This is a genomic window from Amphritea atlantica (assembly GCF_024347255.1).
GTDB lineage: Bacteria > Pseudomonadota > Gammaproteobacteria > Pseudomonadales > Balneatricaceae > Amphritea > Amphritea atlantica.
Map to the genome: position 1 here is coordinate 1,678,164 of NZ_AP025284.1, position 18,460 is coordinate 1,696,623.

Genomic DNA, 18,460 nt, shown 5'->3' on the forward strand with positions numbered 1-18,460 from the left:
TATGAAAATAGGTATTCTGGCAACCGGTATTACACCGGATGAGCTACTGGGCCAGTATGGCTCTTATGCGGATATGTTTGAGCAGTTGTTTGCACTGGTCAATGCTGACTTTACATACGATGTATTTGATGTGCGCGATGGGGTTTTTCCTGATAGCGCTGAACAGTGTGATGGCTGGGTGATTACCGGGTCAAAGTTCAACGTCGATGAGAATCGCGACTGGATGCAAAAGCTGAAAAAGCTGATTCTGGAGATCGATGCCTGCAAGCGACCTTTGCTGGGGATCTGTTTTGGCCACCAGATTATCGCTGAAGCCTTTGGCGGAAAAGTTGAGGCCTATCAGGGTGGCTGGGGTGTTGGACTACACCGTTATCAGCTGCTTGGCGACAACGGGTTTATAAAGGATGGTGCTGAACCGTTCTCGATCAGTGCGATGCATCGTTATCAGGTGACTGAAAAACCGGAAAATGCCCGGACTTTTGCTCAGTCTGATTTCTGTAAATATGCGGGGCTGGTGTATGGCGACAATATCCTGACTGTGCAGGCGCATCCTGAATTCAATCTGCAGTTTGAAACGGACCTGGTGACGATACGTAAGGGGGCAGTGATCCCGGATGATATTGCCAATGCCGGACTGGCACAGTTGCAGGCAAGTGATGCGGCAACAGATTCAGCGCGTGTTGCACGCTGGATGGTGGATTTTATCACTGCTTCCTAAGCTGTGGATTCTTATTTGAACCGCTGTCTACAGCGGTTTTTTTGTATCGGGAGGGCGTAGAAGTGAAGATAGGTATTCTCGCTGCAGGTACCAGTAGTAGTGCTTTACAGGAACAGTTCGGTTCATTTGCGCTGATGACTGAACGCATGCTATCGGACGCTCAGTTCAGCTTTAAGTGCTGGGATGTTCGACTGGGTGAGTTTCCGCAGGCCGTGAATGAATGTGATGGCTGGATTATTACCGGTTCTCCCTGCAGTGCCTATGAGTCGCTGGAATGGATCGCTGATCTTGAATCGCTGATCCGGGCCATTGATCAGGCTGAAGTGCCACTGATCGGTATCTGTTTTGGACATCAGCTAATCGCTCAGGCGCTGGGCGGTGTGGTGGTTAAGGCTGATGCCGGTTGGGGAGTGGGCGTAGATAGTTATCAGCCATCTGCAGCCGGTCAGGCGGTGTTAGGTAGCGAACCAGTGCGTTTGCACATTATCCATCAGGACCAGGTTATACAGTTGCCAGCGCGGGCTGAGATACTGGCCGCGTCTGCCTTTTGTCAGTATGGGGTACTGCGTTATGGTTCCCATATTTTTACCGTGCAGGCACATCCGGAGTTTAGTCGTGAATATATGCTATGCGAGCTGCCTGCCATTGTGCCGGAGTATCTGACTGCTACTGATGCTGAGAAAGGGCTGAAATCACTTGAGCATTATGAGGCTGATTCAGCGCCGGTGGTTGATGCGATCATCCGTGTATTGATGGGCAAGTCGCTGTAATACTCAGGTGATCTGGTGCTGCTGTCTGAACCTTTCCCAGCTATGACTGATCTCCTCTGTCTGTTGACGCAGCCAGGTTTCGAAACGTTGTATTTTAGGGCGTCTGAAGTGATGTTCAGGGGCAACCAGGTAGTAGTCAAAACTGCTTGGCAGATAGATTGGAAGCGGACAGATCAGCTGTCCGCGTTCGATCATCTCATATACCAGGCTGAAACGGGCGGCGGCGATTCCCTGTCCACTTAGCAGTGCTTCCACCAGAATATTGGAGTCGGTGACCTGTAAGCGTGAGCTTGTCAGCGTCTCGGGCAGACCGAGTGCTGTTCTGAGCAGTGGCCAGAGATCTTTCATGTCGGGAGCGTCATCCGTTAGCAGAGGGAGTTCCCCGAGTTGTTGCCGGGCCGGGCGATCTTTATTGATCAGCGATGGATGGCAAACCGGTATCATATAGTCCCGCATCAGTAATCGACTGCTCAGGCCGGGATAGACTCCCTTACCAAACCGGATCGCCAGATCAAGCTGGTTATCATCAAAGCTGTCCAGTCTGATGCCAGGGGAGATGTGGATATTCAGATGTTCCTCCTGCGCCTGAAAGTCACCTAGTCTGGGCACCAGCCAGCGGCTGGCAAACGAGGGCAGGGTGCTGAGTATTAAACGCTGGGGGTGCGGGTCATCATTTAACTGGTTAACACCCTGTTCCAGGCTGGCAAACGCTTTGCTGACATAGGGGAGCAGTTGTCGCCCCTCCGAGGTGAGTTCAATCTCCCGTGTCAGACGATGAAAGAGTGTTACCCCCAGCTGTTGTTCCAGTGTTTTGATCTGCTGGCTGATTGCGGCCTGGCTGACATAGAGCTGTTCGGCGGCGAGTTTAAAGCTTTGCATCTCCGCAGCGTGTCGAAAGGCTTGTAGTGCTTTAAGTGAGGGCAGGCGGGTCATGATCGTTTCTATACTGGCTTATGCATAAGATAAACTTAATTGTAGAGTGTTAAAACTCGTTTGTCGTCAGCGAAGTAAATCTTGATTATGGCTGTATAACTTAGCTATTGGAGAGATTTGCTATGAAGTCGGTAGTGTTAAATCAGATAGGTGCGAAACGCGATAGTAAAGAAAGACTTGATTATTTAGCGGTCTGGCAGCGTTGGTTGCAGCGTTATCGTAGCCGTCGGCTGTTGCTTCAGCTGGATAGAGAGCAGCTTAAAGATATTGGTGTTACACGGGAGGAGGCGCTTGAGGAGGCGGGTAAACCTTTCTGGCGATGATGTTCAACAGCTGGCAACTGAGTAAATCAGTATATAGCAGGCATAAAAAAGCCTGATCGTAATCAGGCTTTCTTTTGCTAGCAACAGATCAGAGATCTGTTAGCTGGCACGGTCTCAGATAGCAACGATGTTTTCTGCTTGTGGACCGCGCTGACCCTGAGTTACAGAGAACTGTACCTGCTGGCCTTCTTCAAGAGTTTTGAAGCCGTTGCTCTGGATTGCACTGAAGTGTGCGAATACGTCAGGGCCGTTTTCCTGCTCGATGAAACCGAAGCCTTTGTCAGCGTTAAACCATTTAACAGTACCGGTTACAGTAGCCATGTTAGTTGTCCTATTTTATAAATAATGTTTTGCCATCAGAGATGGCGGATGATGCAGGAATTTTTACTATACATTATGGAAACAGGACGAGAAGCTGAAACAGGATCTTCGAAATGATGCATAAAAATACGGTGAATCTTCAAGCAGGTATTAATATATACACTTATATTTTTAATATCAACACATTAATTGGTTATATTCAGTTTTATATGGATTCTGAAACCTCTGGGGATGATGCTTCAACCTGATTGCGGGACCTGGATTTAGCCCGGTAGAGCGCCTGATCAGTGCGCTTAAACAGAGTGGCAGGAGACTCATGGCTGATATATTCAGCGACGCCAAAACTGGCGGTTACCTTCAGCTCAATCCCCTCGAGTGTTGTTAAGGCGGTTTCAATCTGCATACGCATCTTTTCGGCCACTGCGCAGGCATTCTTCTGGCTGCAGTTAGGCAGGATGATAAAGAACTCGTCACCGCCCCAGCGGCAGAGAGTGTCGGCCTTGCGCAGGCTATCGGTGAGTATTCTGGCGACTTGATTCAGAATTTTATCTCCCAGCAGGTGGCCATAGGTATCATTGAACAGTTTAAAGTGATCAATATCCACCAGAATAGTGGACACCGGATGCCGGTGACGGTCGGCAAGCCTGAGAATCTGCTGATAGACTAACTCAAAGGCGTGACGGCTGGCGGTGCCCGTCAGAGGATCGGTATTGGCCATCACTTCTAAACGGCGCTGATAGCCACCCAAAGTAAAGTGTTGCAGGAGCAATACCACCACTATAACCACCAGACTGATGAGAAGGTTGATCCAAAGGGTTGCGGTGATCTGTGATGAGCTGTGTTCGGTATGTTCAACGATAAGATACCAATCCAGTTCAGGCACAAAACGGGTTTTTATCAGGTATTGCTGGTCATTATGGCTATAGCTGTATGAGCCTCCGGGAGAGGATAGTATCAATGGGGCTATATCGCCAAGTCCACTAAGGTTATGAATATCATCAGCGCCTTTGAACTGGCTGCCCTGCAGGGTAACTTTGCCCTGCCGGTCAATGAAATAGATCTGTCGGCCGTAACGGTTTTGATAAACCTCGATCAACTCTCTGATCTTTTGCGAGGCCAGACCGACACCGATAATCCCCAGAAACCGTCCCTGCGCATCGTTGACCTTATGGTTGACGAACAGGGTTGTGGTGAAACCATCGGCGGTATCCTGATCAAGGTTGATATCGAACTGCGCAGGCGTTTTGCGGCTGGTGAAATACCAGTCATCGGCCGGGTCCGATGCCGATACCTGCTTAATGATCCCGGAGCTGTGGTAATAGTTGGTGGTTTGTTCGGAAACAAAAAAGGCAGTGAAGGCGTTATAGCGCGTCTGGATCGATTTAAGGTAGCGTTGCATCTGTTCAGGATAGTGCTCGCCGTTCTCAATCCAGTCATGCACAAAGGTGTCCTGCGCCATCAGCGATGAAACCAGCACGGGTTGTAACAGGTCTCGCTGTACCTCTGAGTAAACGGTGTCACTGGTCAGCGGCAGGGTGTTGGTTTTGATATGCTGATTCAGCGAGTTATTGGCAACAAAATAGCTGATAAAACTGATGGTAGCGAAGGCAATGCTTAGCAACAGGCTGCTAATCAGGATAAAAGAGGGTTTACGTAACGTTATCGGCTTCATCGTGTCTTGATCTGTCGGATAGTGGAGTTGTTGGCCGACAGCCGAAATCATCCCTGGTGTCGAAGACTATATCTTAACAGATTTGCGTTGCACTCTTCAGCTAATCTCGTTGTTAACTGGTGATAGGGTTTCATTGCCGGATAGGCAGTTATTTTTGCAGGTGGCAGACTGGCAGTTAGGGGGATGATGTCAGACGCTGAAATAAAAAAAACGCCCGAAGGGGCGTTAATATGGAGTAAAACGCTTTAGTCGATATTTTCTAGTTGCCGGTTTTGATATCAGACCAGGTACGGCTGCGTATGCGGGCAACATTTGCCGGAAGTGTCGCTGGCATATACAGGCGGGTGCGGGTTTCAGCATCGGGGTAGATTGAGGTATCAGAGGTTATTTCAGGGTCAACCAGGTCAGTCGATGCGCTGTTAGGATTGGCATACCAGACGTAGTTGGTAATCTCTGCAATGATCTCTGGTCGCAACAGAAAGTTGATAAACTTGTGTGCGTTCTCAGCGTGTTTGGCGTCTGATGGGATCAGCAACATATCAAACCAGATCTCAGTGCCCTCTTTCGGAATGCTATAGCCAATTTCGATACCATTACCCGCTTCTTCTGCACGGGCCTGCGATTGAAACACATCGCCAGAATAGCCGATCGCGACACAGGTATCGCCGTTGGCCAGATCATTAACATACTGAGACGAGTTGAACTGACGCAGATAGGGGCGCACTGCTTTCAGAGTCTGAGCTGCAGGGTTGTCTTTCTTATGAACCGCTTTGGACGTATCGGTGGACGACTGGCCTGTGTAAAGCAGTGCCAGAGGGTAGATCTCATCCGGTGAGTCGAGAAAAGTGACACCACACTCTGCGAGCTTTTTCATATTTTCCGGCTTGAATACCAGATCCCAGCTATCCACGGGGGCATCTTCCCCCAGCACTGCCTTCACCTGCTGAATGTTATAACCAATACCGGTGGTACCCCAGAGGTAGGGGACGCCATACTGGTTACCCGGATCTTTCTTATCCAGCAGTTTCATCAGTGATGGGTCAAGATTGCCGAGGTTGGTCAGCTTATCTTTCTGCAGCGGTTGAAAAATGCCCGCTTTGATCTGCTGTTCCATAAAGTGTGAGCTGGGCACCACCAGGTCATATCCGGAATTGCCTGCCAGCAGCTTAGCCTCGAGAGTCTCATTGCTGTCGTAGACGTCGTAAACCACTTTGATGCCGGTTTCCGCTTCAAATTTGGCCAGCGTATCTTCAGCAATATAGTCTGACCAGTTGTAAAAGTTCAGAACCTCCTCTGCCTGCGCAATGGAGGCCGAAGCTGCCAGGCTGAATGTAGATATCTGTAACGCTTTTCTGATCAGGGAAGGTAAAGTCTTTGTCATTACGTCGCGCCTCTCATCGGAGTTTACTGATTTTGTTTACAGTATATTCTGTGACTCCTTAACCCCGAATGACGCAGGTTAAGAAGTCACAGGCTGTAAGCATAATTTCTTGTTTTTTAAGTTTGTAAGCTTAGCTTTAAACAGTGAGTAACAGGTATTCACGCTCCCAGGAGCTGATGACTTCGTGGAAGGTTTCAAACTCTGCGCGTTTGACGCCCAGATAAGCTTCAACGAACTCCGTACCCATGATTTCACCCAGCTCGGGACACTCTTCCAGCAGGCCCAGTCCCTCACCAAGGGAGCGCGCAACCTCGACAGTTTCATCTTCATCAGCGGCCAGATCGGTAACCGGCTTGCTGGGCGTGCATCCCTGTTCAAGGCCCAGATATCCGCACGCCAGACTGGCGGCTATCGCCAGGTAGGGGTTGCAGTCAGAGCCTGGGAAACGGTTTTCGATTCGTGTCGCTGCCAGTGGTGCGATAGGTACCCGCAGGCCGGTGGTGCGATTATCGATGCCCCACTTAAAGTTAACCGGTGCTGCAATATCCGGTGCAAAACGGCGGTAGGAGTTCACATTGGGTGCATAGAATGAGATCGCTTGTGGCGTATATTTCTGCAATCCGCCCAGATAGTGATAGAACTTCTCAGAGAACTCATTTTCTTTATCACCGGCAAATATATTCTCACCGGTTTTAATATCGATCAGGCTCTGATGTATGTGCATCGCACTACCGGGTTCATGCTGCATCGGTTTGGCCATGAAGGTGGCATACATATTATGCTTCATGGCGGTTTCCCGCAGGGTGCGTTTGAACACAAATACCTGATCAGCCAGGTCCAGTGCATCACCGTGGAGGAAATTTATCTCCATCTGCGCAGCGCCTGATTCGTGGATCAGGGTATCAACATCAAGCCCCTGTGCTTCGCAGTAACTGTATAGGGTGTCGATCACCGGATTAAACTCGTTAACCGCATCAATCCCATAAGACTGGCGTGCTGTTTCTCTGCGACCGGAGCGGCCTGTGGCCGGTTTCAGTTCATAATCCGGATCGGTGTTTTTCTGAATCAGATAGAACTCGACTTCCGGAGCGATAACCGGACGCAACCCCTTTTTCTCGTAAAGCTTCAGAACCCTGCGAAGAACAGAACGGCTGGATAACGGGTGTAGTTGCCCATCGCTGGTGTAGCAATCGTTGATAACCTGTGCGGTGGGTTCGTCTGCCCAGGGAACTAATCGCAGTGTATTGGCGTCCGGCACAAGTACCATATCCCGGTCGGCCGGATCCACAATATCATAGTGGTTATCAGCCCATTCGCCTGTAACGGTTTGTACCAACAGCGTTTCAGGAATCTTACCTCCTTTTTCTGCCAGGTACTTTTTAGTGGGGTAAAACTTACCCCGGGCGTTGCCGGTCATGTCCGGCAGGGTCGATTCGACCTCGGTAATCCCGTTTTCTTTGAGAAACCTTTCCACGGCTTCCATAAATCACCTACTTGTAGAGTTAATCCGATTGCCTGCTATTCACTACTTACTATAGAAGTAATGGATCTGAGAGCAGCGTTTACTGTGAAACTGTTCAAATAATATGTCGGCTATGTGACCTTCTGATTGGTCTGTTGTGTGACATTAGTCGAAACATTATTCGGGTTTTAGGTTATTTCATGAATATTTAAAAATCAACACTAATTTTGTATTTGTTACCGTTTTTCGGGGTTGTTGTTCAATTAAATTAGAATTATTATTCGGTTTGTTGTGTGGTCTTGTCTTTTTTTATATCGGTTAATGTGGTTTTTTATGGAGACCCCGAACATGAGTCTTAACAATTTTCAGCCCTCCTATTATGTTGCTTCGGCCAATGACAGGCCTGATTATCCTGCGTTAATAGGGGAGCAACAGGCTGATATCTGTATTATCGGTGCCGGTTATACCGGCCTGTCAGCGGCACTGCACCTGGCAGAAAAGGGTTATTCCGTGATCCTGCTGGAGAGTGAAACAGTCGGGTGGGGCGCGTCTGGTCGAAATGGTGGACAGGTCTGCCCTGGTCATAACATGGGACATGCTGAGCTGATTAAGAAAGTGGGGCAAAGCGCTGCGGATTCTCTGTGGCAAAGCTCACTTGAGTCGGTGCAACTGGTTAAAGATCTGATCGAACAGCATCAGATCAGTTGTGATCTGAAGCAGGGAGTGATGCATGTCTCTGCAAAGCCGGGGCATGTTTCCGAAATGCGTGAGAGCGTTGAGTATAAGCAGCGGGTGCTGGGTTACGACAAGATCCGTTTCGTACCAGATAGTGAAGTGCAGGCGATGCTGGGTACGAATCGATATTTTGGGGGCGAATACTGGGAGGAAGGCGTTCACCTGCATCCGCTGAATTATGCCCTTGGGCTGGCATCTGCAGCGACCAAAGCCGGTGCGATTATCCATGAGCACAGCCGGGTGACCGGTTACACCACCGGAAAAGATGCAGAGGTACGCACTGACACAGGTGTTGTCAAAGCGAAGTATATTCTGTTGGCCTGTAACGGCTATCTGGGCAAACTTGAGCCTCGCATAGCCGGTAAAATTATGCCGATTAATAATTTTATTATCGCCACCGAACCGCTCAGCGAGGAACTGTGCCGCAAAATTAACCGGGATGATGTGGCAGTGGCTGATTCGCGCTTTGTGATCAACTATTTCAAACTGTCGGGAGACAACCGGTTGCTCTGGGGCGGGGGCGAGAACTACAGCAGCCGTTTTCCTAACGATATTCCGGCGTTTGTGCGTCCTTATATGCTGCAGTTCTACCCGGAGTTGAAGGATGTGAAGATCGACTATGGCTGGGGAGGAACCCTGGCCATTACCCTTAACCGAATGCCCCATTTCGACCGGATCGATGACAATCTCTTCGTGGCGCAGGGGTATTCCGGCCATGGTGTGGCGCTGGCAACGCTGGGTGGAAAACTGATGGCTGAAGCGATCAGTGGTTCTGTAGAGAGGTTTGATCTGTTTACCCGAGTGCCCACACCGACATTTCCGGGCGGAACGCTGCTGCGCTGGCCCGGCCTGGTGGCGGGCATGCTGTATTATTCGATGCGTGACCGTTTTCTCTGAGCTGATGTGTCATACGAGAACCAGTGTTAATGCGCCCGGTTTTAATAACCCGATATTTTCAGAACCCGGATAATTCAGTCTATAATGCCCGCCAATCAAAGCACGTTAACCAGAGAGTGTTGAGTTGGAAGAGCAGGAACCGAAATTGACAGAGAATCGCCGGGTAAAAGCGGCCCCGGATCTGGCACCGCGCAATGCACCTGTACAGGGTCGTTCAAAGCTGCGTTCAAAGCAGATTATCGATGTCACCGGTGAGTTGCTGGAGCGGGTTGGGCTGGATGATCTTAATACGATTCTGATCGCCAAAGAGGTCGGGATCTCGGTAGGTTCCCTGTATCACTACTTTCCCAATAAGCACGCGATTCTCTATGCCATGGGGTCGCGTTGGCTGGAGACTGTCGAAGCAGCGCTGGATGAGATCGCCCGCTGGCCGGTTGAAGATCTGCCGCTGGAAACGCTGGTGGAACAGATGCTGGCACTGAAACTGAAAACCTACAAACAGCAGAAAGCGATCCTGACGCTGGTGCAGGCGATGTTCTCCGTGCCGGAGTTGAGAGAGTTGGATGAACAGCACGACGAGCTGGAAATCTCACGGATGGCCGAAGTGTTCAAACGGATCGGTATTAACCGCCATCTGAAAGAGCGGGAGCGTCTGGGCCGCCTCTATCTGGAGGTGACCCATAGTGTCATGCTGGTGGTGGTGAATCAGAAAGGTGAGCGGGCGAAGCGCACCCTGGCGGATCTGAAAATGATCATCTGCAATCTGCTGGGGCAGTACTCACCCAAAAATGATTAACCCGGGTGTGGTTGCAGCCAGTGAATCAGGGCCTGATTAACGGCCTGGGGTTGCTCCATGGTGCACATATGTCCCGAATGAGCGATTACCTCAATGATGCTGTCAGCTACCTGTTCAGACATCGCTTCATGCTGACTGACCGGACTCCAGAGATCATCACTGCCGCAGATAAACAGAGTCGGACAGTTTAGTGATCTTAATACATCTGTGGCATCAGGGCGGGTTAAAAGGGCTGTTTGCTGCGCTTCAAATTGAGCCACTGTTTTTCGCTCAATCATATTGAGAATGGCGTTACAGAGCGGCTCATCTTTGAGATGTTGCGGTAGCACCATCCCCTGCATCCATTCCTGACCCATTATACGCATCCCTTGCTGGCGGGCTTTCTCAATCAGCGCCATTCGGCCAGCCCGTTCTTTTTCGCCAGCTGAGCCTGGCGCCAGCGGCAGATAGCCGGTATCCATCAATACCAGCTGGGTGATTCTTTGCGGTGCTTGACGGGCGACCTCCATTGCCACTCTGCCCCCCATCGAGTGACCAACAAGTGCAAATGATTCGGGGGCCTGCTCAAGCGCTATATATGCCATCTCAGTCAGACTGTCAGCATTACCGTAATCGATTACCTGGCATTCGAAGCCGCGGTGGAGCAGTTCCTTAACCTGATCCTCCCAGACGGCCTGGTCACAGATTAATCCGGGTAAAAAAACAATGGCAGACATATCCTCTCTCCGACAATAAGGGATCAACCTGTTTGTATCATCTGAACAGAGATTGCACCAGTATTTTTAAGGAGTGATATCAGGCAGATATGGCGGAGTATTTTGATAACATCGCTTCCAGTGAACATCTCTGATGAACAGAGATGCGGAAGCGATTTATGTCCTTAGTCAGAGCCAGGGCATCAAGCCCTTAAACCCGTAGCAGGGCCTTAGCCAGACGCTCAGAAAGCTGGTCTTCTGTGAACTGTGGTTCATTTGGTGGATACAGACTGTCCTCATCAAAATCAAAACCATTCTCGCGGGCCAGGGCAAACATCTCTTTCATTTTAATGCAGGCTTTTAATTTTTCACCCACTTCAGGGGAGGTTTTGGCCAGGCTGGAAAAATCGGCAATTTGCTTAATCGACATAGTATTGCTCTCTCAATTTAATTAGATGGATGGTAAGCGGAAAGTGGAGTTTCCACTGTTTCCTGAATCGAGAAGGGGTTTGCAATCTATATACCGATTATGGATATCTGATTTTCTTTGATAATCAAGTAAAAACAATTACTTATGATAGCTTTTTTTGAACAGTCCTTGTCAGCACTATGACATTTCTATCGGTGCTGAAGCGTTTCTGACAAAAATACAGGATGCACTGTCACTCCACGATTGACTGTCCATCCGGTCGGTCAGCAGTGAAATAACCACTATGCCGGGCTTTTATTCTCATGCATAAAAACGCAGCAGAACACTCGCGAGCCGGTCAGACAGCTGATCCTCGGTAAACTGAGGCTTGTTGGGTGGATAGAGACTGTCTTCTTCGAAAAAGAAGCCAAGATCCTGTGCCAGTGCCAGCATATCGGTTAACCGGTGGCAATTTTTGAGTTTCCTGCTCAGCTCAGGTGTTTGTCTGACTTTATTGGAAAATGCAGCGATCTGATGTGTCAACATAACAGTACTCTCCTGTTGTTATACAGAGCGTATCGAGTGAATACGCAATCACGATTTATGCTCTGTATACCCTGCTGCAAAATACATTCCTTAGTCGTAAATACTAATTAGTAATTATAATTCAGTAAGTTAAGAAACTGAATGTAGCAGCGGATATGTCATCACTACGACAGGTACCCGCCATTGAGAGGTTTGCGACAAGAGCAGATACTGCGGACCTGACAGTGGCATGACCTGACTGAGTCGTTGGCTGGAACAGACTTAGTAAGCCTCCGCGAGAGGAACGCTATGTCCTGAATCTCACCACTTAAGGTTTTGTCTATGTCGCTTTTCTCCGTGATCCCGGTGTCCTCTGTGGTGAATAAGGTTTAAAAAACGGTTTAACTACAGAGAGCGCAGCGCGGAAAGTGAAAGCCGGTTTATTAGGGGTAATTAAGCCGTCTTTTTATAAACGCTATTTCATGCCGTGCTTTTCCAGAGCAGCTGCTAGTTTTCAGACTTGGCTACGTCACTTGCCAGAAAAAGCGGGATTGGTACAGACCTTAGTTTTTTGTAGGAGCCGCTTCCAGCGGCGATAAACCAGCCCGGGCTGTCAGAGCGGGAGAATCGCTCTTTACGTTTATGCTTACTTTTTTTAAACGCTATCGCACTCATTATGTTTTATTTGTCTGAATTAGTTTGCCCCGTTATTACGCATTAATGATAACGGGCGTATATTGTCTTTTGAATCTACTTATTCTCGTAATTAAATGTAGAAAAAATAGAGCTGAATTTTATTTAAGAACAGCAGCTGGATAAGCTCAGGAAGCAGAAAGCCAGGGGTTAATAAACGTTTATCCAGTTTTAAGACGGCTGTGGTTAACCGAGGTGTTATGTGAATACTAACCCGGACAGAATTGATCCCACTGTATGCCCTCTGTGTCATCAGGATAATGGGTGTGGGGGCATATCGTCGAGTGTTGCGGAACCTGATTGCTGGTGTCGTTCTCCTGACATCGCGTTTCCAGAAGCGCTATTAGCTCTGGTGCCTGAAGAGGCGAAAGGAAAGGCGTGTATTTGTAAATCCTGTGCTTCAAAAATAGTTAAGTGACTATACTTGATTCGCCAGAGTTATTTGATTTATATGTAGTAGGACAAGGTACGCAGATGGTGATTTTTCACCTGATGCTGTCAGCCTGAGGAACCAGGAAATGCCTAAAAATACGCATAAACGAAAAGTGTCTGCTCACTCAAAATCTAAAACGGTTAAAAAGAACAAAGTGTCAGCGGGAAGAGCCCCAAGCCCGAAAATATTTATCGGAGTGGGGGTGATCCTTGTGGCGCTGGGCCTCTATCTGTTGTTGTTCAAAGCTCACGGTAATGCCATGACCGGCTTTGCTATGCTGGCGATTATTATCGGGGTGGTGGCTGCCATTATTGCCATTTTTTCTGCCCCTGATAAGAAAACCGGTTAATTGTACAATGATGACTTAAATTGGGGGCAGCGCGATTCTGTCAGCAATTTTGCTTTTATGTTTCAGGGGAATTGAATGATCAGAGAGATGACAAAATCAGACTTTGAATCGTTTTGGTCTGTGTTTTCAGGTGTTATTCAGGCACAGGAAACTTACGCATTTGATCCGGATATGACCTCCGATGAGGCATATCATCTGTGGTGCGAGATACCCCTGAAAACCTATGTGTTTGTAGATAATGGTGTTGTTTCAGGGTCGTACTACATTAAGCCAAACGGGATGGGCCCGGGTAAACATATCTGTAATTGTGGTTATATGGTTGCAGATGAAGCCAGAGGGAAAGGGATTGCCCGTAAAATGTGTGAACATTCTCAACAACAGGCACGGTTACTGAACTTTGATGCGATGCAGTTTAATAGTGTTGTGTCGACCAACGAAGTGGCCGTCCAGCTTTGGCAAAAGCTGGGCTTCAATATTATCGGTACGATCCCTAAGGGTTATAAACACGGTAAACTTGGCTATGTTGATAGCTATGTCATGCACAAACAGTTACGAACACATAGCGAATGTTTGTAGCAAGTGACGAAGTCACGTCTGGTAACTGCTTCAAAGAAGCATCTCTTCTCCGATGGGAAAAAACTCAGTCGCAGAGCTGATCAGGGAGTTAGCGGTCAGGGCAGGCACACCATAGACCTGCGTTTTAACGCCATACTTCCGTTTTATCCGTTCCAGTAGCAGATCAAAATCCCCGTCACCGGATAGCAGGATGATGGTATCGACGTCTGGCGCGGCGTCCATCACATCGATGGCGATACCGACATCCCAGTCGCCTTTGGCAGAGCCGTCACTGCGCTGGATGTAGGGCTTCAGTTTGACGTTGAAACCGATATGCTTCAGGGCGTTCTGAAACTTGAGCTGACTGTCATCACCGCGATGGATAGCGTAGGCATTAGCGATGATAATCTCACCTTCAACACTGATTTTTTGCCACAGTTTGCGGTAGTTAAACTGCCGCCCATAGGCCTGACGGGTGGTGTAATAGATGTTTTGCACATCCACAAAGACAGCGATCCGGTTCACGGGTGTTCCTTTTTTATATCTATATCAGGCAAGCAAGTTCTTATGTTTGCAAGATTCCAATCGCCGCGAGGTACCCAGAGGGCATACCAGCGCGCCTCCCACCCCACAAACGCAAGTTCTCTGTTTGTTCGGCGGTTTAAACCACTTCTGATTTTTTGCACATCAACAAAGACAGCGATTCGGTTCACAGGTGTTCCTTAAGTTTTTAATCTTTTTCTAGCAAGCGGCGTAGCCGCGTCGAGCAAGTCGCGAAGCGACGTTCTAGCTACTGCTCTTATCGGCGAAGTCACGTCTGGCTGCTGCTTTTTGGCTGCTTTTCCAACTCCTCCATAAACGCATCCCGGATCAGGTTGTTGCGCGCGCCCTTGCGGGTGATAGCGGTATAGTGGGTGGTAAAACTGCGTTTTTCCGGTTGAATCGCTTTAAGCCGCCCCTCTCTGAGCCACTGTTTGGCGTAATGGGTGGGCAGAAAGCCGATAAAGCTGCCGCTGAGAATGAGGAAAGCGATCCCTTCACGATCAGTAGAGCTGGCACTGGCTTTGAGCAGCGCTTGTTGCTGCTTTATCTCCGCTGACTGTGGGAAGGCTGGCAGCACTGCATCATATTGAGACAGTTCGCTATCACTCAGGCCGCTGTTGTCGCGATCAAATAGCGGATGTTCGTTGCTGCAATAGAGTACCGACTGTTCGTCATAGAGAGGGAAATAGTTGAGGCCCGGCAGACTGCGCTGTTCTGATACCACGCCCACCAGAAGCTGCCCGTCTAATATCCCGGATTCGATATCCTTGGGTGGAATCATGCGGATATTGATAACCACTTCGGGGCCTCGCGCTTTCAGCGCTGCCAGGGCGCGGGTGATGCGCATCTGCGGCACGGTGACCATATTGTCGGTGATACCAATGTTCAGTTCACCCTTCAGTTCGGTGTTGATGGCATTGATCCGGGCGCGAAAGTTTTCCAGCCCCCCCAGTAATTGCAGGGTAGCGTCATACACCTCTTCGCCCTGTTCTGTGAGGGCGAAACCGGCGCGGCCACGGTTACAAAGACGCATATTGAGCAGGCTTTCCAGCTCAGATATAGCCAGACTGATAGCAGGGCGGCTGATATTCAGTTCCACCTCGGCGGCAGAGAAACCACCGCTTTCAACGACCGCTTTGTAGATTCTTAGCAGACGTATATGGGCATCACCCAACTGACGGGGTAACAGGTTTTCTGTTCGGCTCATATTAGGTAATTGTCTGGTTAACTTAGAATTAATATTTGTGAATTTAATAAACTTAATCCCTGGCGATAATAGAGTCAACATGTAATAACCCGAGAATAACACTATGACTGATGATCCAAAGCGTTGCGGCCTTACCCAGGAGCAGCTTGATGCACACTGGATGCCTTTTACCGCTAATCGTAGCTTTAAGCAGGACCCGCGACTGATTGTGGCGGCAGAGGGTAACTACTATACCGCTGCTGACGGCCGGAAAATCTTTGATGGTCTGTCTGGTCTGTGGACCTGTGGTGCCGGACACAGTCGCCCCGAAATTACCGAGGCGGTGAGTAAACAGGTGAAAGAGCTGGACTACTCTCCGGCGTTTCAGTTTGGTCATCCCAAATCATTTGAGCTGGCACACCGGATTACTCAGCTGATGCCGAAAGGTCTTAACCGGGTGTTTTTTACCGGTTCCGGCTCTGAATCCGTTGAAACTGCTCTGAAGATAGCCCGGGCTTACTGGCGTAAAAAAGGTCAGGGCGGTAAGACCCGTCTGGTGGGCCGTTCTAAGGGGTACCACGGGGTTAACTTTGGTGGTATCAGCGTCGGTGGTATCAGCCCTAACCGGGCTATCTTCGGTCAGGGTATCGATGCGATCCATCTGCCCCACACCATGCTTGAAGAGAATCTGTTTACCCAGGGAATGCCTGAAACCGGTGCTCACCTGGCAAACGATCTGGAACAGCAGATCATGGTGCATGATGCGTCGAATATTGCCGCAGTGATTGTTGAACCGATGGCCGGTTCTACCGGGGTGATTCCGCCGCCGGTGGGTTATCTCAAGCGTCTGCGGGAGATCTGTGATAAACACAATATCCTGCTGATCTTTGATGAGGTTATTACCGCATTTGGCCGTGTTGGCTCCAGTACGGGGGCAGAAGAGTTTGGTGTGACCCCGGATCTGATGACGGTTGCCAAGCAGCTGACCAACGGTGTCATTCCGATGGGCGCAGTGATCGCTAAACAGGAGATCTACGATACCTTTATGGCTGAGGGCGGTCCCGACTATATGCTGGAACTGCCACACGGTTATACCTATTCAGCCCATCCGGTCGCCTGTGCTGCTGGTCTGGCGTCACTGGATATCCTTGCCAATGACAAGCTGATTGAGCGGTCGAAGTCGATTGCACCTCAGTTCCAGGAGATGGTTCACAGTCTCAAGGGTACGAAGTATGTGTCTGATATCCGTAACTACGGTCTGGCTGCAGGTCTGACCATTGAGGCCGCTCCGGGTGAGCCTGCATTGCGTCCCTATCAGATCGCGATGAAGTGCTGGGAGAAAGGTTTTTATGTTCGTTACGGTGGCGATACCATCCAGTTGGGTCTGCCATTTACCGTTGAGGTTGAAGAGATTGATAGCCTGATTAATGCGCTGGGTGAGTCGATCAACGAGCTGAGCTAAGTGCCCGTTTTTGATCGAGTTGTATTGATTTTACTGCGTCACTGGCGCAGTAATACAGAGTAAAGAGATATTATTATGACAGTTGTAGGCCATTTGATTAACGGTGAGATGCGCAGTGATGCCGTCCGTACACAACCCGTATATAACCCATCCACCGGTGAAGAGAGCAAACAGGTGGCGCTGGCATCGGTAGCCACGGTTGAAGAGGCGATTGCCGCGGCGGAACAGGCGTTTCCTGCCTGGCGTAACACCCCACCGGCAAAGCGTGCCCAGGTGATGTACCGTTTTAAAGCGTTGCTGGAAGAGCATGCCGATAAGATCTGCCAGTTGATCGGCGAAGAGCATGGCAAGATCGCCCATGATGCCGCCGGTGAGTTGCAACGGGGGATTGAAAATGTTGAGTACGCCTGTGGTGCGCCAGAACTGCTGAAAGGCGAGCACAGCCGCAATGTTGGCCCCGGTATTGATTCCTGGAGTGAGTTTCAGCCACTGGGTGTGGTGGCGGGTATTACCCCGTTTAACTTCCCGGCGATGGTGCCCCTGTGGATGTACCCCATGGCGATTGTTTGCGGTAACACCTTTGTTCTGAAGCCGTCTGAGCGTGATCCATCCTCGACCATGTTTATCGCCCAGTTGCTGCAGGAAGCGGGTCTGCCAAACGGTGTTATCAACGTGGTTAACGGTGATAAAGAAGCGGTAGACGTCTTACTGACCGATAGCCGGATTAAAGCGGTCAGCTTTGTCGGATCAACACCGATTGCGGAATATATCTACAGCACTGCGAATGCCAATGGTAAGCGCTGTCAGGCACTGGGCGGGGCGAAGAACCACGCGATTGTGATGCCGGATGCGGATATGGATAACGCGGTCAACCAACTGTTGGGGGCGGCGTTTGGTTCTTCCGGTGAGCGTTGCATGGCATTGTCTGTCGCCGTCGCGGTGGGTGATGCAGCCGCTGATGCACTGGTGTCGAAGATGCGGATAGCGATGGAGTCTCTGAAAGTGGGCGCTTACAGCAATCCTGACAACGACTTTGGTCCGGTGATCACCCAGGCGCATCAGTTGAAAGTGAACGGTTATATCGATAGCGCTGAAGCCGATGGTGCGAAGGTTGTTGTTGATGGTCGCAATCCCTCCGTTGAAGGTTTCGATGGCGGTTTCTTTGTCGGTGCCACACTGATCGATGCGGTGACGGCTGATATGCAGAGCTATAAAGAGGAGATCTTTGGCCCGGTGTTGCAGGTTGTGCGTGTTAATACCATGGAAGAGGCGATGCAGCTGATCAACGATCACGAATATGGTAACGGTACCTGTATCTTTACCCGTGATGGTGAAGCGGCACGTTACTTCTCAGACAATATTCAGGTGGGGATGGTCGGTATCAACGTACCTCTGCCGGTGCCAGTGTCTTACCACAGTTTCGGTGGCTGGAAACGCTCACTGTTTGGAGATCTGCATGCCTATGGTCCGGATGCGGTACGTTTCTACACCAAGCGTAAGACGATTACTCAGCGCTGGCCGTCCAGCGGTGTTCGCGAAGGAGTATCTTTCTCTTTCCCTAGTTAATCCCCCATAGGGCCACAGTTTTACATCTGGGTTTCA

At 49.7% G+C, this 18,460-nt stretch carries 20 protein-coding genes; 10 read left to right on the forward strand and 10 right to left on the reverse strand.

All coding sequences use genetic code 11. The annotated features are described in order from the left end of the window. The first annotated feature begins 1 nt into the window (after position 1). Together OCU43_RS07585 and OCU43_RS07590 are read left to right on the forward strand one after the other, a co-directional pair. On the forward strand, positions 2 to 718 hold the full coding sequence (locus OCU43_RS07585; protein WP_091353005.1) for a glutamine amidotransferase-related protein: 717 nt from the start codon (positions 2 to 4) through the stop codon (positions 716 to 718). A gap of 62 nt (positions 719 to 780) precedes the next feature. Then, positions 781 to 1,488: a type 1 glutamine amidotransferase gene (locus tag OCU43_RS07590; protein WP_139203117.1), complete on the forward strand. Its 708-nt coding sequence runs from the start codon at positions 781 to 783 to the stop codon at positions 1,486 to 1,488. 3 nt (positions 1,489 to 1,491) lie between these two features. Here the strand turns inward: OCU43_RS07590 and OCU43_RS07595 are convergent, their stop codons facing one another. After that, positions 1,492 to 2,421, reverse strand: a complete 930-nt coding sequence (locus tag OCU43_RS07595; RefSeq protein ID WP_091353011.1) for a LysR substrate-binding domain-containing protein — start codon at positions 2,419 to 2,421, stop codon at positions 1,492 to 1,494. Between the two features lie 122 nt (positions 2,422 to 2,543). Between OCU43_RS07595 and OCU43_RS07600 the strand changes: the two genes are divergently transcribed. Continuing rightward, complete coding sequence (locus tag OCU43_RS07600; protein WP_091353013.1) at positions 2,544 to 2,744, forward strand: DUF1127 domain-containing protein; 201 nt, start codon at positions 2,544 to 2,546, stop codon at positions 2,742 to 2,744. Positions 2,745 to 2,858: 114 nt separating this feature from the next. On the opposite strand, the gene cspE is transcribed toward OCU43_RS07600, so the two are convergent. The 4 genes from cspE to OCU43_RS07620 form a co-directional block, all read right to left on the reverse strand. Beyond that, positions 2,859 to 3,065: a transcription antiterminator/RNA stability regulator CspE gene (cspE, locus tag OCU43_RS07605; RefSeq protein WP_091353016.1), complete on the reverse strand. Its 207-nt coding sequence runs from the start codon at positions 3,063 to 3,065 to the stop codon at positions 2,859 to 2,861. 205 nt (positions 3,066 to 3,270) lie between these two features. Then, complete coding sequence (locus tag OCU43_RS07610) at positions 3,271 to 4,737, reverse strand: sensor domain-containing diguanylate cyclase (protein WP_091353018.1); 1,467 nt, start codon at positions 4,735 to 4,737, stop codon at positions 3,271 to 3,273. 259 nt (positions 4,738 to 4,996) lie between these two features. Further along, complete coding sequence (locus OCU43_RS07615) at positions 4,997 to 6,118, reverse strand: polyamine ABC transporter substrate-binding protein (protein WP_091353021.1); 1,122 nt, start codon at positions 6,116 to 6,118, stop codon at positions 4,997 to 4,999. A gap of 136 nt (positions 6,119 to 6,254) precedes the next feature. Next, positions 6,255 to 7,601: a glutamine synthetase family protein gene (locus tag OCU43_RS07620; RefSeq protein ID WP_091353023.1), complete on the reverse strand. Its 1,347-nt coding sequence runs from the start codon at positions 7,599 to 7,601 to the stop codon at positions 6,255 to 6,257. A gap of 327 nt (positions 7,602 to 7,928) precedes the next feature. Here OCU43_RS07620 and OCU43_RS07625 point away from each other — a divergent pair, with 327 nt between their 5' ends. Next, complete coding sequence (locus OCU43_RS07625; protein ID WP_091353025.1) at positions 7,929 to 9,212, forward strand: NAD(P)/FAD-dependent oxidoreductase; 1,284 nt, start codon at positions 7,929 to 7,931, stop codon at positions 9,210 to 9,212. 145 nt (positions 9,213 to 9,357) lie between these two features. Next, positions 9,358 to 10,008: a TetR/AcrR family transcriptional regulator gene (locus OCU43_RS07630; RefSeq protein ID WP_245756477.1), complete on the forward strand. Its 651-nt coding sequence runs from the start codon at positions 9,358 to 9,360 to the stop codon at positions 10,006 to 10,008. Here OCU43_RS07630 and OCU43_RS07635 read toward each other — a convergent pair. From OCU43_RS07635 to OCU43_RS07645, 3 genes are all read right to left on the reverse strand, one after another. Next, complete coding sequence (locus OCU43_RS07635) at positions 10,005 to 10,724, reverse strand: alpha/beta fold hydrolase (protein ID WP_091353031.1); 720 nt, start codon at positions 10,722 to 10,724, stop codon at positions 10,005 to 10,007. The two genes, OCU43_RS07630 and OCU43_RS07635, sit on opposite strands and share 4 nt — an antisense overlap. A 190-nt stretch (positions 10,725 to 10,914) precedes the next feature. After that, positions 10,915 to 11,133 carry a Nif11-like leader peptide family natural product precursor gene (locus OCU43_RS07640; protein WP_091353034.1) on the reverse strand — a complete coding sequence of 73 codons (219 nt, stop codon included), beginning with the start codon at positions 11,131 to 11,133 and terminating at the stop codon, positions 10,915 to 10,917. Between the two features lie 300 nt (positions 11,134 to 11,433). Further along, entirely contained in the window at positions 11,434 to 11,658 is a 225-nt protein-coding gene (locus OCU43_RS07645; RefSeq protein ID WP_091353036.1) for a Nif11-like leader peptide family natural product precursor, read from the reverse strand. An 874-nt stretch (positions 11,659 to 12,532) separates the two neighbouring features. Here OCU43_RS07645 and OCU43_RS22285 point away from each other — a divergent pair. The 3 genes from OCU43_RS22285 to OCU43_RS07655 all read left to right on the forward strand — a co-directional run bounded on the left by OCU43_RS22285 (position 12,533) and on the right by OCU43_RS07655 (position 13,688). Then, positions 12,533 to 12,748 carry a cysteine-rich CWC family protein gene (locus OCU43_RS22285; RefSeq protein WP_217647369.1) on the forward strand — a complete coding sequence of 72 codons (216 nt, stop codon included), beginning with the start codon at positions 12,533 to 12,535 and terminating at the stop codon, positions 12,746 to 12,748. Between the two features lie 100 nt (positions 12,749 to 12,848). Then, positions 12,849 to 13,112: a hypothetical protein gene (locus OCU43_RS07650; protein ID WP_091353039.1), complete on the forward strand. Its 264-nt coding sequence runs from the start codon at positions 12,849 to 12,851 to the stop codon at positions 13,110 to 13,112. A gap of 75 nt (positions 13,113 to 13,187) precedes the next feature. Further along, on the forward strand, positions 13,188 to 13,688 hold the full coding sequence (locus OCU43_RS07655) for a GNAT family N-acetyltransferase (RefSeq protein ID WP_091353041.1): 501 nt from the start codon (positions 13,188 to 13,190) through the stop codon (positions 13,686 to 13,688). Positions 13,689 to 13,718: 30 nt separating this feature from the next. Here the strand turns inward: OCU43_RS07655 and OCU43_RS07660 are convergent, their stop codons facing one another. Next, on the reverse strand, positions 13,719 to 14,192 hold the full coding sequence (locus tag OCU43_RS07660) for a LabA-like NYN domain-containing protein (protein WP_091353044.1): 474 nt from the start codon (positions 14,190 to 14,192) through the stop codon (positions 13,719 to 13,721). A gap of 286 nt (positions 14,193 to 14,478) precedes the next feature. After that, the gene (locus tag OCU43_RS07665) at positions 14,479 to 15,417 is read right to left on the reverse strand and encodes a LysR family transcriptional regulator (RefSeq protein ID WP_091353047.1); all 939 of its coding nucleotides are present in this window, start codon (positions 15,415 to 15,417) and stop codon (positions 14,479 to 14,481) included. A 103-nt stretch (positions 15,418 to 15,520) separates the two neighbouring features. Between OCU43_RS07665 and aptA the strand changes: the two genes are divergently transcribed. Beyond that, positions 15,521 to 16,858: an omega-aminotransferase AptA gene (aptA, locus tag OCU43_RS07670; protein ID WP_091353049.1), complete on the forward strand. Its 1,338-nt coding sequence runs from the start codon at positions 15,521 to 15,523 to the stop codon at positions 16,856 to 16,858. A gap of 75 nt (positions 16,859 to 16,933) precedes the next feature. Next, the gene (locus tag OCU43_RS07675; protein ID WP_091353051.1) at positions 16,934 to 18,424 is read left to right on the forward strand and encodes a CoA-acylating methylmalonate-semialdehyde dehydrogenase; all 1,491 of its coding nucleotides are present in this window, start codon (positions 16,934 to 16,936) and stop codon (positions 18,422 to 18,424) included. Positions 18,425 to 18,460: the final 36 nt, after the last annotated feature.

Excerpts from the sequence above, each read along its gene's own strand:
- OCU43_RS07585 (WP_091353005.1), top strand. The coding sequence starts at position 2 with ATGAAAATAGGTATTCTGGCAACCGGTATTACACCGGATGAGCTACTG.
- OCU43_RS07595 (WP_091353011.1), bottom strand. The coding sequence starts at position 2,421 with ATGACCCGCCTGCCCTCACTTAAAGCACTACAAGCCTTTCGACACGCT.
- OCU43_RS07600 (WP_091353013.1), top strand. The coding sequence starts at position 2,544 with ATGAAGTCGGTAGTGTTAAATCAGATAGGTGCGAAACGCGATAGTAAA.
- cspE (WP_091353016.1), bottom strand. The coding sequence starts at position 3,065 with ATGGCTACTGTAACCGGTACTGTTAAATGGTTTAACGCTGACAAAGGC.
- OCU43_RS07610 (WP_091353018.1), bottom strand. The coding sequence starts at position 4,737 with ATGAAGCCGATAACGTTACGTAAACCCTCTTTTATCCTGATTAGCAGC.
- OCU43_RS07615 (WP_091353021.1), bottom strand. The coding sequence starts at position 6,118 with ATGACAAAGACTTTACCTTCCCTGATCAGAAAAGCGTTACAGATATCT.
- OCU43_RS07620 (WP_091353023.1), bottom strand. The coding sequence starts at position 7,601 with ATGGAAGCCGTGGAAAGGTTTCTCAAAGAAAACGGGATTACCGAGGTC.
- OCU43_RS07625 (WP_091353025.1), top strand. The coding sequence starts at position 7,929 with ATGAGTCTTAACAATTTTCAGCCCTCCTATTATGTTGCTTCGGCCAAT.
- OCU43_RS07635 (WP_091353031.1), bottom strand. The coding sequence starts at position 10,724 with ATGTCTGCCATTGTTTTTTTACCCGGATTAATCTGTGACCAGGCCGTC.
- OCU43_RS07640 (WP_091353034.1), bottom strand. The coding sequence starts at position 11,133 with ATGTCGATTAAGCAAATTGCCGATTTTTCCAGCCTGGCCAAAACCTCC.
- OCU43_RS07645 (WP_091353036.1), bottom strand. The coding sequence starts at position 11,658 with ATGTTGACACATCAGATCGCTGCATTTTCCAATAAAGTCAGACAAACA.
- OCU43_RS07650 (WP_091353039.1), top strand. The coding sequence starts at position 12,849 with ATGCCTAAAAATACGCATAAACGAAAAGTGTCTGCTCACTCAAAATCT.
- OCU43_RS07655 (WP_091353041.1), top strand. The coding sequence starts at position 13,188 with ATGATCAGAGAGATGACAAAATCAGACTTTGAATCGTTTTGGTCTGTG.
- OCU43_RS07665 (WP_091353047.1), bottom strand. The coding sequence starts at position 15,417 with ATGAGCCGAACAGAAAACCTGTTACCCCGTCAGTTGGGTGATGCCCAT.
- aptA (WP_091353049.1), top strand. The coding sequence starts at position 15,521 with ATGACTGATGATCCAAAGCGTTGCGGCCTTACCCAGGAGCAGCTTGAT.
- OCU43_RS07675 (WP_091353051.1), top strand. The coding sequence starts at position 16,934 with ATGACAGTTGTAGGCCATTTGATTAACGGTGAGATGCGCAGTGATGCC.